The following is a 14,595-nucleotide window of genomic DNA, read 5'->3' on the forward strand; positions in this document are numbered from 1 at the left end:
AATGAATGTAATGCTTGAAAAACTGGGACAGAATGCGAAAGATGCGGAGACAGTCCTTCGAAATCTTTCCACAAATGACAAAAATAAAACCCTGGAAGCTGTGGCAAAGGCTCTTGTCGCTCATACCGATGAGATCCTGAAGGCCAATGCCCTGGATGTGGAAAACGGCAAAAAGAATCAGATGCCGGAAGGACTGATCGACCGTCTGATGCTGACACCGGAGAGGATCGAAGGAATGGCAGACGGACTTCGTCAGCTTACCGGTCTTGAAGATCCCATCGGGGAAGTTACCGGTATGAAAAAACGTCCCAACGGACTTCTGATTGGACAGAAACGTGTTCCATTAGGTGTGATCGGCATCATTTACGAAGCGCGTCCCAATGTTACCTCAGATGCATTCGGTCTCTGCTTCAAAACCGGAAATGTCGTGATCCTGAAGGGTGGAAGCGACGCGATCCATTCCAATACTGCCATTGTCAGCTGTATCCGTGAGGCATTAAAAGCCTGCGGCATTACCGAGGATGCCATCCAGCTGATCCAGGATACCTCCAGAGAAACGGCTGCGGAATTTATGAAGCTGAACCGGTATGTGGATGTACTGATCCCACGTGGCGGAAGAGGACTGATCAAAGCAGTGGTAAACCAGAGTACGATCCCTGTCATCGAGACCGGAACCGGAAACTGCCATATCTATGTGGACGAGACTGCAGATCTTCAGATGGCAGCGGATATTGTGATCAATGCAAAGACCCAGCGTGTGGGCGTATGCAATGCATGCGAATCCCTTCTTGTAAACCGTAAGGTGAAAGACGATTTCCTGCCGTTACTGGCCGGACGCCTTAAGGAGAAGCATGTGGAGGTCCGTGCAGATGAAGCGGCAAAGGCTCTGATGCCGGGAGCAGTTCCTGCAACAGAAGAGGACTGGGGAACCGAATATCTTGACTATATCCTTTCTGTAAAGGTAGTGGATTCCGTGGAGGAAGCCATTGCACATATCAATAAATATAATACAAAGCATTCGGAGGCCATCATTACCAATGATTATACCCATGCCCAGAAATTCCTGGATGAGGTAGATGCAGCGGCAGTTTATGTGAACGCTTCTACCAGATTCACCGATGGAAATGAGTTTGGATTCGGTGCGGAGATCGGGATCAGTACCCAGAAGCTCCATGTCAGAGGCCCAATGGGACTCCTTGCACTGACCACCACCAAGTATATCATTTATGGTAATGGACAGGTACGTCCGTAAGACAGATACAGTAAAGCGGATTCTTTGGTCCGCTTTACTTTTTTGAAGTGTTGTGCTATACTTTTTTATAATTGGATTTAAACAGACTAACTCATAACAGGAGGACTTATAAATGAAAAAAAAGCAGCTTTTTGCAGTCCTGCTTGCAGGTTCCATGACTGTTGGAATGGCACCTGCCGCAGCGTTTGCCGCTGAAGATACCGGAGCGGTAACAGAGGCCGAAGCACCGACTGCAGACGAGAATACAGAAACACCAGATGACGGAGCAACTGTGGATGACCAGTCCCAGAGTGAAGCCGACGCCCAGGCAGCGGCTCAGGCTCAGGCAGAGGCAGCAGCCCAGGCCCAGGCAGAGGCAGAAGCACAGGCAGCAGCCCAGACCCAGGCGGAAGCAGAGGCCCAGGCAGCAGCCCAGGCTCAGGCGGAAGAGGCGCAGCAGGAGCAGACGGAAACAACTGCAGAAGCAGCAAATGCCGTTGTAAAGACAGCAGAAGATCTTAAGAATGCGATTAAAGGGGCTCCGGATTTTACAGGTTCTATTGATGATACGGAAGAGAATCTTTATGCTTCTTCTTATAAGATCCTGATCAGTGAATCTTTTGCTCTTACAGAGCCAATTACGGTTCCTGAGAATAAGAATATTGCAATTTTCAGTGCGCAGGGAAGCGAAACCACAGTCAGCCGTGGAGCAGTAACCGGTGATATGTTTAAAGTAAACCCTGGTAGTATTTTGTCCATGACCAAGAATGACGGAGATGGCACCACAACAATTGGTAAACTTCTTATCGATGGAGCTAAAGCTGATGGAACACAGGCAGAGGGTTCTATTATTTCTGTAGATGCAAATGCAAAATTTGTAATGACTACAGGTGTTACTCTTGCTAATAATTCATCCACATCTGCAGGTGCGGCAATAAGGAACAGTGGTAAGCTTATTATTACCGGTGGAGAGATCAAAGACAACGTATCTGCAGGTGGAGCTGTTTACAGCACAGGTACAGTTTCACTTAAAAAAGGTGAGGGTGCGTCTGATGACGAACCAAAGATCATCGAGAACTATACAAGCGCAGAAAAGAGCGTAAAATCCAATATCGTATTGGGACATCAGGATCAGAGTGCTGGAAGTATCATCATTGCCGGTGCATTTGAGAACCAGAATATTGGATATTCCGTAGAGAATCCGGCAGTTGACTATACAGTTTTCCAGAAACCTGAATCTTTAGATGCAACTGCATTTGAAAAAGCAGTTAATGCGATGAGCTATGAGGGCGACCAGAGTTATGGAATAAATACAGCTACAGGTCAGCTTGTTTCTAACAGACCAACGGTTAATATTGATAATGCTACGAGTAAAGAAGCAAATACAGTTTCTGTAACCTTCACATCTGATAAAGCAGGTACATATTACTATAAATATGTTGCAAAAGGTGCGGAAGCTCCGACCATCGAGACAGCTACAGAAGGTGGAATGGTTAAGGCAGGAGAAACCACTTCCCTGAAACTTACCAACGTCACAGACAAGACTATTGACCTTTATGTATGGGTAAAAGAAAGTGAAAGTGGTAACAACATTGTTGGTGAAGGTGTAAAGAAGGAGATTGCAGTAACCCAGGCACAGAATCCAGACAATCCGAAACCGGTAGCACCAAAGGTTACTAAAATCAGCGCAAAGAGAAAAACTGCAACAACTGCAGAAGTAGTTCTTCAGTCCGATAAGAGTGGTACATGCTATTATAAATGGGTGGCAAAGGGAGCGGATAAACCTTCCATTAGCACAACTAAAGACAGCAAGATTGAGATCACTGAAAACAAAGATTTTAAGATTGATCTGAAAAACCTGAAAGGTGATGCGATTGATCTCTATGTGCAGGTAGTAGCGAAAGATGGATCAGAGTCAGCAGTAACAAAGATTGCAACTGTTACTTTGAAAGAAACAGCGAAAACACCTGCGAAGATTTCCAACGTAAGCTACAAATGGAAAGGTCATACATCTGCTACTGTAACTATGCGTTCTGATAAAGCTGGTGTGTACTATTATAAATGGGTAAATCGTGGTTCCAAAGCTCCGACAGTTGATAAAATGAGCACGGGAAAAAATGTTTCTGCAAATAAGGATTTCACGATCAGTTTGAAAGATTTGGATGCAAACAATGCAATTGATGTTTATGTGAGCATCAAAGGAACTGACGGAACTGTAAGTACACCAAAGAAGATTGCATTGGATGAAGCTAAGCGTCCGGCAAATGTCAGATGGGTTGGATTTTCATGGATCAACCATACATCTGCGAATGTTACTCTTATTTCGAATAAGAGCGGTACCTGTTATTATAAATGGGTTTCTCGTAACAGTGATGGCACGTCTGCCACTCCGAAAGATCTTACATCTACCGGAAAACAGACAACATTTACTGCTGATAAGAAATTTAATATCGGTCTTGAGGATTTAGATTCTGATAATCCAATTGATCTTTATATCCAGATCAAAGATAAGAATGGTGTTTTGACGAATCCATTGAAAATAGCATTTAAAGAAGATTCCAGACCGAAAGTTGCAGATCCAACTCCGACTGACACACCGGATGCATACATCCCAAATGTAAAAGAGAGCATAGTACAGGGACTGGATGAGGCAATTCAGTTCTATCCGAATCAGTTCTATCCATTTACTGTAATTGGTGCTGGAACAACCAATCAGGATCCAAATGAGGGTGATGTGAAATGGGTTCCGGTTTACTGGAGTACAGCTGCAAACCCAACCCAGAGCCAGATTCATACAGCATGGAAGATTGGTTCCGGCAAGGGAATCAACAAAGACGCTACATACAACCTGTACGTATTCTTCCAGAAATACATCTACACGGGTGGTCAGTGGCAGAAGACAGACACCATTGAATCCGCAGTATATCAGTTCAGATCTGCAAAACTGACACCTACCGGAACTCCGGGAGCAGACGGTACATACGGTACCGGCGGCCAGACAGGTTCTGATCCGGATGCAACCATAACAGGAGCGGCATCTGCAACATCCTCCAACGGAGGCAACGGAACCAGATCTAAGAATGCAGTATCAACAGCCGATAACTCACCGATTGGAACCATGTCCGCACTGGCAGTGGCATCTCTTCTTGCAGGTGGATATGTGATCGTGAGAAGAAGAAAAAAGGACATCTAAACGCACAATAGCCAGAATAGTATAAGAAATAAAAAACACCGGTTTTCCGAAAGAACAGGAAAGCCGGTGATTTTTTTGTAAAGATAAATTTACAGATTTTTTTTCTTATAGATAAACCAGGAAGCTGCAATGCTGAATGCAATTAGATAGACTGTCAGGATCAGGACACTGAGGTAATTGACTCCACCGCCGGAAGCAATGGTACGGATCAGATGACTGGTCTGTGACAGTGGAAGAGCAGCTACAAAATTCCCAAGAAAGCCCGGGATCTTCTCTGTAGAGAAGAAGGTGTTGCACAAAAAAGCCATTGGCATAATGATATAATTGGAAAAACGAGGTACATCCGCATGGTTTTTTGCAAGGAAAGACACCACAACACCGATGGCTGAAAATACGGCACCGTTGAGGAACATCACCAGCAATGACCATCCGTTGAACACAAGACCGGTTCCGATCGGCATGGTCAGAAGAAGGATGATCCCTCCTGCATAAAGCCCACGGAGACTGCCTCCGATGATCTGTCCGGCAATAAACTGCCATAGAGGTGTCGGAGATATCATAACCTGATCAAAGGCTTTCTCATAAAGACGCTGCACATTCAGATTCTGTGCGATAGCATTAAAGCTTCCGTTCATTGTAGTCAGTGAAACCACACCCGGGATCAGGAAATTCAGATAAGGCTCTCCATGTGAGGAGGTCTGGATCCCCATTCCAAAAACGATCAGATACATCAGCGGCGCGATCATGGCCGCCAGCGTAATCTTATAGAAATCCCTTCGGAACTCCACCCATTTTTCCCATAAAATAGTAAGTATTCCCATGATAATTCATCGTCCATTCTGTTAAATTATAAGATAACTGTGGCTGACGCCGGCTTATCGCTGCATCAGATGCCTGCCTGCGCGCTCCACAAAAACATCCTCCAGAGTTGTCTCACGAAGGGTGCACTGTCCGTCCAACGAGGACAGAAAAGAGATGGCTTCTTCCCGGCTGTGGAAGTAGTGGCTTTTTGCCCCTTCCGGTGTTTCCTGATCTACGGTGTATTTGCCCAGGCTGTCGATCAGACCCGATGGAGTATTGATCTCCTCCAGCTTTCCGTGATCCATAAGTGCTACCCGGTTGCAGAGAGACTGAGCCTCTTCCATATAGTGGGTTGTCAGAAGAATGGTCAGATTTTTTCCGTTCAGCTGACGGAGAAGATTCCACATCTGTCGTCTGGATAGCGCGTCCATGCCTGCAGTGGGCTCGTCCAGAAGAAGGATCTCCGGACTTGTGAGAAGTGCCCGGCATACCATAAGCTTTCGTTTCATACCACCGGAAAGCTTCCTTACAGTCCGCTTGCGGAAGGGAAGAAGTCCACAGAAATCCAGAAGCTCTTCAGTTTTCCGTTTGATCTCTTTTCGTGGCATGAAATAAAGACGGCCCTGATATTCCATGATCTCGTCCATGTTCATATCCTGGCGCATGGAATATTCCTGCGTGATCACGCTGATCTTGCGCTTCAGATCCGGTCGGTTGCGTCCAAGTGTCTGCCCGTCAATGAGGATTTCGCCCTCTGTGGGCAGGAGCAGAGTGGAAAGCAGACTGATCGTGGTAGTCTTTCCGGCACCGTTGGGTCCCAGCAGACCGAAAAATTCGCCGGTTTCTATGCGAAGATCCAGAGAATCCACAGCAGTAAAACTGTCGAATTTTTTTGTGAGATTTTTTGTTTCGATCATCTCTGTTCATTTCCTTTCATTTGTATGCAAATTTCACTCTATTATACTGGAAAAGAAGAGACATTTCAACAACTCTGAGATGTTCTTTACAGAAAAGGAGCGTTGTGCTATAGTGATACGAAGGAAAAACAAAAAATGGAGAGAAAACCATGAAACACAGGATGAGAACAATAATGCTGCTTCTTCTGACTATGCTGCTGCTATGCCCGATACAGGTTCTGGCCGCAGGTGGAGAGAACGCAGTGAAGACAGATCTTGAGGACGGAGAATATTCCATACAGGTGGAGCTGGAAGGCGGAAGCGGAAAGGCCAGCGTTTCTTCCCCCACATTGATGCTGGTAAAGGAGGGGAAGATGTATGCACGGCTCCAGTGGAGCAGCTCCAACTATGATTATATGATCGTAGATGGGGAAAAATATCTCAATGAGAGCGAGGAAGGCAGAAATTCTGTTTTTACTGTCCCGGTAACTGCCCTGGATGATAAGATGGAAGTGATCGCAGATACACTGGCCATGGGCGCCCCCCATGAGATCGATTACACGCTGACCTTTTATGAGGCTTCCATTGGCTCCAAGGGCCAGCTTCCTCAGGAGGCAGCGAAAAGAGTGGTTGCAGTTGCGCTGGTGATCATCATCGGCGGCGGTATCCTGAATTATTTTGTAAACAAAAGGAATCGGTGTTAAACCGGTTCTTTTTTTATGCTCTTTCGCATAATATACATAATAATGAACATGTATAAAGACGGAAGGAAGGGAACATCATGGATACAGTACAGGATAAAACCTACGAAGCAATTTATTATTCACTGTGGGAGGCAGCCAGGCGTTACAGCAGCTTTACCCAGTTTCGGGTGATCGGAAAAAGCCACGATGACCGGATGATCCCTATGCTGGAGATCGGACAGGGAGATGCCTGTATTTTCTGTGTGGCCGGCTTTTCCGGAACGGATGGACAGATGACGGACAGGCTTACCAGGATGGCACTGGAGCTTTGCAGAATATATGAATGCAACTGGACCGTGGACGAGCTTTATGAGGTAAAAAAGCTCCTGGATCAGACCAGGCTTTGTATCATACCGGTGGTCAATCCGGATGGATATGAGATCTGCCGGAAGGGCTACAATACTGTGCGAAATCCCATTTTCCGTCAGATGCTGAAAATGCAGGATGTTCCTTGTGATGAATTCGAGGGAAATGCAAGAGGAATGGATACTGCACGGAATTTTCCTACTACCTTCTGCAGCAGAAAAAAGATCCATCAGCAGCCTGCCAGTGAAAATGAGACACGTGCACTGATTCGGATCTTTCAGGAATACGGAGGACGTGGCCTGCTGGTTTTCTGCGGATATGGAAAAAAGGTGGTTTATTATCGGCGAGATCAGAATTTTTCCACTGGTCAGAGATGCTACCGTCTTGCACGCCACCTGAAAAAATGTACCAGGGGAAAGCTGGAGCAGCTGGCAATAGAACGAGAAGCGCAGAACGGGCGAAGGAGCACAGGCAGGCCAGAACAGTATTACGGAGAAATGATCCGCCAGCCGGCTTTCCGGATCGAATTGCCGGTAAATTCCGGAAATAAAGAAGAGGAAGAACGGGAAATCCGTGATCTGATGCTGCTTCCATTGGAATATATTTACTCTCTGGTACAGCTGTAAGAAAATTTGTGTTGTGAGGATGCAGGGTCTGTCAGCTTATGAAAAATAGGGTGACAGACATACTCGCTGAGAAACCAGTGTCGAATCCTGTCGGACGAATTTGATTGACTTCCGGATCTGCGGACCCTATAATAACATCATCTGAAACAAATCTTTTTTAACAAATGTCGCAGGAATCCTTCACCTCTGTAAGTGATGAGAGGAACTGCACATCTGAGCATATCTGCTCGAACAATTTCCATTCAGTATTTTTGCTGTATTATTATTTTGATCATGCTTGTCCTCACTTCAAAATCTGTGCGTTTAAGTGATGGGAGCATGTTGTGAATTGCCATATTAACTGCTATACAGGGAGGACTTTTTTATGGCTCAATTTATGTGGGGCAGGTCTCCGCCGGAATTTTCCTGGTATCCGAACACGGTTTCTTTCCCTGCAGAGGGAAGTGATCATCAAATATCGTATGTAGAACAGAATACAGGAATGAAAATATTTTTTCGATGTATCGGCAACACAGTTCTGGGACTGATGCTGGTGATGGCATTGGTGCTTCTTATTCCCGGACTTTTCGGGATCCGGCCCTATGTGGTCTATTCCGGATCCATGGAACCTGAGATCCCAACCGGAGCTGTGGTTTTTACAAAGGAAGGAGAGTTTTCTCCGAAAAAGGGAGATATCATTACTTTTCATAACGGAGATACCGTTGTCACCCACAGAGTGGTTAAAAAAGAAAAGGATATCTTTATCACAAAAGGTGACGCCAACAAGACAGAAGATCCTGTTCCCGCAGAGGCGTCACAGATCATCGGGCGGGTAGTCTTTCACCTGCCTTATCTGGGCTACGTGATCCATTTTCTGAAAGCCCGGATCCCTTTTGCCGCAGTTTGCATAGCGGCATGTCTGTCAGTACTCTTTGATCTGGCATATACCCCAAAAAAGAAAAAAATACAGGGAGGAATTTAATCATGATGAAAAACAGAAAACTGGTAAAAGGAATCGCACTTGCTGCTGTGATCACTGCACTGGCAGCCGGAGGAACAGCTGCATATCTTACGGATTTTGAAACGGCAACCAACAGCTTTACCGTAGGAAAAGTGGATATCGACCTGGATGAGCCTAACTGGAAACCGGAGGACAATACAGATCTGGTTCCTACTCAGGTGATCCGGAAGGACCCCTATGTAGCAAATAAGGGGGTAAATGAAGCATTTGTATATCTGGAAGTTTCTGTTCCGGTCCGAAATGTGATCACGGCAGCCAAGGATGGCACCAGAAATGCGCTTGCAAAAACAGAGCTGTTCAGCTTCACCAAAAACAAGGACTGGACACAGCTGGAGCGGACCGAAGTGGGGCAGAATATGGTCTATACCTATGCATATAACCACATCCTGAAGCCGGGAACAAAGACTACAACTCTTTTTGATACAGTAACCTTTGCCAATATCATCGAAGGTCAGCTGGATACACAGCAGATCGATATGCCGGTACGGGCTTATGCGATCCAGGCTACCAATACCGGGGATGACAAGACTACGGTTCTGGAGCAGGCAACTGCTGCTTACCAGAAATATGTAAATCAGAATAAAGGACAGGCCGGTGGTGTCACGAAATGAATAAATTAAAAAGACCCGTTTTCCTTCTCCTGACAACAGGGATCCTGTGCGCAACAGGGACTGCGGCGTATTTTTCAGATTTTGAAAAAAAGATAAATTCTGCTGCAGTGGGGTATGTGACAACGGAGATCGAGGAAGATTTTCCGGATCCTACACCTACGCCTATGGAGAATGGTCCGTCCTACAGAAAAGAGATCCGGATCGGAAATTTTTCCGGCAGTGTGAAAGGGTTCCAGGCAGACTGCTATGTGAGGATGTCCCTTTCCTACTCCAATGACGATATCGGCAGAGGCGTGAAATTAACAGGTCTGGATACGGCAAACTGGGTGTATAACAGTCAGGACGGCTATTATTACTACCGGAAAAAAATATCTGAGGGTGAAAAAACAACTCCTCTGTGTACCGGATTTCAGATCGATCCCCAAAAGATCGATGATACTTACAGGGACAGCATTAAGGATTTTGAGATCAATGTTTATGAGGAAGCTGTACAGGCAGAAGGATTTTCAGATTATGAAAGTGCGTGGAGGTATTTTTCAGATCCGGTTTCTGCTCAGGCAGAAAGGAGGGGGAATGCTTGAAAAAACACCTTAAAGCCCTGCTGGCAGGTGCTGCTGTGGCAGGCAGTATCCTGGCGTGTACGGCTGCTTATGCCAGATTTTCAGATTCCGTGACAGTGACCAATCACATATCAGTGGGAGATATCAATATTTCTCTTCGGGAACTGGAAAAAAAGGACGGCCGAGAAATGAAATATCAGGATCGCCGGATCGTTCTTCCGGGAGATGAGATATCCAAGATCCCCAGGATCACCAATCACTCAGAGCCATGCTGGGTAAGGGTGAAGATCTCTTATACAGATGATCTGGAAGGTTTGGATGGTCTGGATGACAGGAATCTTACAGGAATGTCACCGAGATGGATCCGGAAGGGAGAGTATTTTTATTATACCAGGAAGCTGGAACAGGGAGACAGCGTGGATATTTTTACCGGTGTGACTGTACCATCCCAATGGGATGAATCCTACCAGGATAAGAAGCTGGGGATCACCATCGTGGCAGATGCTGTCCAGGCGGCAAATTTTGCACCGGATTTCCGTGCCATGTCACCCTGGGGAAATCAGAAGGTCTTAAGATGTATCCACGATACCGATGGTCTTGTGGTTCAGAAAAAAAGTCCGGTGGATCTGAAGGTGGAGTTTGCAGGAAATGCGCACAAACTGATCGCGGCTCCGGAAGACTTTTTTTCCGGATTTTCCACGGCAATGCCGGGAGATGTTTTTCATGATTCTGTAGAGATCCGTAACACAACGGAGCATGCTGCAGAGATATTCTTCCGCACATCACCGGAATGTAAATCGGTAAAGGATCAGGAATTTCTGAAAAAGCTGAAGCTGGTGATCACCATGAATCATAAAAAGCTGTATTCCGGGGATCTTCTGGCTATGTCTCTCAATAAGGCCGTATCCCTGGGGGAATTTTCCAGCGGAGAAAAAGGAAACATGAGATTTGAGGTTACGGTTCCGGCAGATCTGGATAATTTATATGCTCTTCGGGCTGCAGATGTGAAATGGATCTTTTCTGTGGAGGAGGATCAGGAGACGGTGGAAACCAGTCCCGTCCCACGCCGGAATGGCAGGAAAGAAAGCACAGAAAGAGCTTCCGGAAATAACAGCTCTTCGGTAAGGACGACACCAGTGAAGACCGGAGATGAATCTCCTGTGATCCTGTTTGCACTGATGGCCGGTATAGCGCTGCTTACCTGCAGTCTGACGCTATGGAAAGGAGGACGAAAAAATTGAAAAGAAGAATGATCGGTGCATGGATGGCATTGATGATCACAGCTTCTTCTCTTGTGGTTTCGGCCAGTCCTGCAGCAGATATGAGTTCGGTATCAGCAGATCCGCAGCAGGAACAGACAGAACCGGAGGAAGAAGAGGAGACCCCGGATATTCCGGTAACAGATCAGCCTGGGGAGGCTGAGATGCCGGTTCCGACAGCCTTGCCTGAACCGGAAACGGTGGAGAAAGCTTTTGAAGAAGGTAAAGATAATACTGAAAATACGGACAGGGATGAGCTGATCGAACCGGAAGAAGAACCGGAAGCTGCTTCAAAAGAAGGAGAAAATATAGCTCTGACAGAGATACCGGAGCAGACAGAGGATCCGGGATTTACTGTATTCACGGAAGAAAACGCGGAAATCCTTACAGGAGAAAGTGAAGAGGATCAGGAACTGATCCAGGATATCGAAAACGGAGAGATCATTGCTCTTTCTGCAGCACTTCCCGGGGAGTTCCGGGAAGCTGGCAGTGCGGAAGTAATCTCAGAAGGAGAGGATGCTATCGCAGCTACAGCACTTTCCCCGTCCCAGTATTATCTGGACAGCTGGACCAGGGTTTACTGCGATGAGGTCTGGACAGCTGCCAATGATTTTCTTGGTTCCGGAAATAAAACCCGTATGGGATGTACGTATCGTTCTGTACATTATATCGATGATACAGGAAAGGAAAAGGTTTCACCTCTCTATTGCCTGAAAGCAACTCAGGATGGACTGGACAGTATGACGCTGAAGAATGAGGCAGTAAAAGCACTGACTAATTCTGTGATCCAGAAGCTTTTGTACTTTGGCTATGGAGGACCGGGGGATCTGGGCACCGGATACGACCCCTCCTGCAGTCACATAGACTGGTCAAAATGGCAGAACCGTTATGTATTTACGCATATTGCGCTGTCAAAGGTATATTTTAATGACTGTGGATATGCCACAGCAGCAGAAGTAGAACATACAGGAATAAACCGTCTGATCGATAAGATCCAGACATTGACGATCCCTGCAAGAAACAAGGCAGCCGTTTATGTTTCCAAAGACGGTTCCTGGGCAGCAGCATCCGGAAAGACGATCCCGTTAAGTGTATTCCGAAACAGGCCTGCAGGTTTTCCCTTTGTTCCGGACAGTATGAAGGACGGATTTCAGATGAGTACTCTTATGAAAGTGACGGATGGAGCAAAAGCAGGGAACGGGATCACCATAACAAGAGGAGCCGCAGAAAAATGGCAGCTGGCCTACTGGACGAGCGCAGCGGATTATAATTCACAGAAAACCAATCCCAAAATGATGTCGGGGCCAAGCCTGAGTCTGAAGGATGGAGCATATTTTTTTCTGATCTTTCCGTTAAATGCATCTGCAGCAAAGAAGTTTTCCTGCAAAATGCTGCTTCAGCCGGTTTCCTATATCCTGGTTGACGGAAGTGCCCAGGCAGGAAAAGATGGAGTACAGGATTTTGGCGCTTACGTATACCAGGGAACAAGAGGAAGCTTTTCGTTTTCAGTAAAGCCATCGGTTTACGGCAATGCAAAGCTGGTCAAGAAGGAACCCAACACGGGAAAACGGATCCAGGGAGCGCAGTACGGACTGTTTGCAGCAGAAGCTCTGACCTCCGGATACCGGACTATGTACAGTAAGGATCAGAAGGTTTCAACCGGAACAACAAACGCCGGTGGAGAGATCCTTTTTTCAAAACTGGTTCCAGGAAAATACTATGTGAAAGAAACGAAAACCGCCGCCGGATACAAGCTGAACACCGCTATCAAAAATCTTACAGTAACCGGTGGAAAGACAACAGCCGTCAACGTAACGGATATCATGGATATCAGCGGAACAGTATCCATCAGAAAGAAAGACGGAAATACCGGTGATCCGCTGGCAGGAGCTGAATTCACCCTGTATCAGTGGAGTAAAAAAAGCAAAAGCTATGTAACCTTAAAAAAACTGACTTATGATGGACAGAAACGTACCTATAACTCCGGGAAATTTAATTATACCGAAGACAATCAGGGAAAATTCCGTGTGCGTGAGACAAAAGCTCCTCCCAATTACACCGGAAACTGGCAGAAGAATTTTACACTGGAAAAGCCGGGAGAAAAGCAGGAATTTCTGTTTGAAGCAGTGAACTATCAGAACGAAAAACGAAGGATAGAGGTTCGTAAGATCGATGCGAAGACCGGTGAAGTACTGAAGGGTGCGGAATTTACACTTTATGAATACAGTGCAGCCAAAAAAGCCTATAAAGAAAAAGGAACACTTCTGGATTATGATAGCTCAAGTGAGCTTTATGTAAGCAGTGAACTTTTAAAGACTTCGGATAATGAGGGAAAATATAAGATCGTGGAAACAAAGACTCCGCCCGGATATACAGGAAGCTGGGAAGAAGCGGTGGATATCACAGACAAGGATGCACGCCTTTCCTTTGAAGTTGTCAATGAAAAGGAAAAGGAATATACAGGGGTGATCCGTCTGAGAAAAACAGACATCTATACAGGGGAAGTTCTGGAAGATGCGGAATTTACCGTGCTTCAGTGGAATAGAGGGAAGCAGACTTACCAAAATGACCTGGGCAGGCAGAGCATCCTGAAATTTGACGTAGAAACCGGATGGTACTCTACGGAAGAGCTGGTGCTTACAGATGCTAATCAGGGAAGGTTCAAAGTAGTGGAAACAAAAAATCCGGAAAACTATACTGGCAAATACGAAAAGGAGGTAATCTTCCAGAAAAAAGAAAATACAGATACGGATACTGTGGATCTGAAAGCAGAGAATACTCCGGTAACACTTCCGCTGGGAAATATCACCATCATAAAAAAGATCAAAGAGGAGGATATTACCTGGGCTCATGGAAATCCAACCTTTTCCTTTGTGGCAGAAGGTACGGATCTATCCGGAAATCCTCACAGATATGAGGATTATGTGACCTTTACCAGAGGAAGCTATGAAACCGATAAAAATGGTTATGCAACATTATCGGTCACTCTCAGGAATATCCCGCTGGGGCAGTATACGGTCTGGGAAAAACCGGTACTACGCTACTATCTGAAAGATGTACGGGCAAATACAGAGAATGTCCACATCATAAAAGGCGTTGCGCCTGCATATGGTACAGATCCCCGGAAGATTGCTTCCGGTACGGCTGCTTTGACAATGCAAAACAAAAATGCATCGCTGACTTTTGTAAATGAGAAATCCAGATATGATCGATATTCCCATAATGACAGCATAAAAAATACCATACCCGTATCATTTTCCTGAAAAAAATACAGAGGGGCAGGAGTAATCCTGCCCTTAGCTGCGTATTTTATATAGTAAAAAACAAACTGTAAAAAGAAATACAGTAATGTATATAAGGGCGACTGGA

11 protein-coding genes are annotated in these 14,595 nt (G+C 45.8%); 9 read left to right on the forward strand and 2 right to left on the reverse strand.

All coding sequences use genetic code 11. From position 1 onward, the window contains the following. The first annotated feature begins 1 nt into the window (after position 1). Both V9W66_RS18245 and V9W66_RS18250 read left to right on the forward strand, forming a co-directional pair. On the forward strand, positions 2–1,252 hold the full coding sequence (locus V9W66_RS18245; protein WP_144100477.1) for a glutamate-5-semialdehyde dehydrogenase: 1,251 nt from the start codon (positions 2–4) through the stop codon (positions 1,250–1,252). A gap of 112 nt (positions 1,253–1,364) precedes the next feature. Then, complete coding sequence (locus tag V9W66_RS18250) at positions 1,365–4,424, forward strand: hypothetical protein (RefSeq protein ID WP_144093204.1); 3,060 nt, start codon at positions 1,365–1,367, stop codon at positions 4,422–4,424. Between the two features lie 89 nt (positions 4,425–4,513). Here V9W66_RS18250 and V9W66_RS18255 read toward each other — a convergent pair whose 3' ends face one another. Together V9W66_RS18255 and V9W66_RS18260 are read right to left on the reverse strand one after the other, a co-directional pair. Next, positions 4,514–5,245, reverse strand: coding sequence for an ABC transporter permease (locus V9W66_RS18255; RefSeq protein ID WP_021650531.1), 732 nt, complete (start codon positions 5,243–5,245; stop codon positions 4,514–4,516). Between the two features lie 54 nt (positions 5,246–5,299). Continuing rightward, positions 5,300–6,142, reverse strand: coding sequence for an ABC transporter ATP-binding protein (locus tag V9W66_RS18260; RefSeq protein ID WP_118368846.1), 843 nt, complete (start codon positions 6,140–6,142; stop codon positions 5,300–5,302). Between the two features lie 149 nt (positions 6,143–6,291). On the opposite strand from V9W66_RS18260, the gene V9W66_RS18265 reads away from it, so the two are divergent. From V9W66_RS18265 to V9W66_RS18295, 7 genes are all read left to right on the forward strand, one after another. After that, positions 6,292–6,825, forward strand: coding sequence for a hypothetical protein (locus V9W66_RS18265; RefSeq protein WP_235812344.1), 534 nt, complete (start codon positions 6,292–6,294; stop codon positions 6,823–6,825). Positions 6,826–6,902: 77 nt separating this feature from the next. Next, positions 6,903–7,796 carry a M14 family zinc carboxypeptidase gene (locus tag V9W66_RS18270; protein WP_015524854.1) on the forward strand — a complete coding sequence of 298 codons (894 nt, stop codon included), beginning with the start codon at positions 6,903–6,905 and terminating at the stop codon, positions 7,794–7,796. 364 nt (positions 7,797–8,160) lie between these two features. Beyond that, on the forward strand, positions 8,161–8,757 hold the full coding sequence (locus tag V9W66_RS18275) for a signal peptidase I (RefSeq protein WP_092072703.1): 597 nt from the start codon (positions 8,161–8,163) through the stop codon (positions 8,755–8,757). A gap of 2 nt (positions 8,758–8,759) precedes the next feature. Beyond that, the gene (locus V9W66_RS18280; RefSeq protein WP_114002431.1) at positions 8,760–9,407 is read left to right on the forward strand and encodes a TasA family protein; all 648 of its coding nucleotides are present in this window, start codon (positions 8,760–8,762) and stop codon (positions 9,405–9,407) included. Further along, positions 9,404–9,988 (forward strand): hypothetical protein, encoded by a 585-nt coding sequence (locus V9W66_RS18285; RefSeq protein WP_144100462.1) that lies wholly within the window; start codon positions 9,404–9,406, stop codon positions 9,986–9,988. Before V9W66_RS18280 ends, V9W66_RS18285 begins: the two co-directional genes overlap by 4 nt. Further along, positions 9,985–11,208, forward strand: a complete 1,224-nt coding sequence (locus tag V9W66_RS18290) for a hypothetical protein (RefSeq protein ID WP_144093018.1) — start codon at positions 9,985–9,987, stop codon at positions 11,206–11,208. Before V9W66_RS18285 ends, V9W66_RS18290 begins: the two co-directional genes overlap by 4 nt. Next, the gene (locus V9W66_RS18295) at positions 11,205–14,489 is read left to right on the forward strand and encodes a SpaA isopeptide-forming pilin-related protein (RefSeq protein ID WP_144100464.1); all 3,285 of its coding nucleotides are present in this window, start codon (positions 11,205–11,207) and stop codon (positions 14,487–14,489) included. Before V9W66_RS18290 ends, V9W66_RS18295 begins: the two co-directional genes overlap by 4 nt. Positions 14,490–14,595: the final 106 nt, after the last annotated feature.

The sequence above is a fragment of the Blautia massiliensis (ex Durand et al. 2017) genome (genome assembly GCF_051861785.1).
Lineage (GTDB): Bacteria > Bacillota > Clostridia > Lachnospirales > Lachnospiraceae > Blautia_A > Blautia_A luti_A.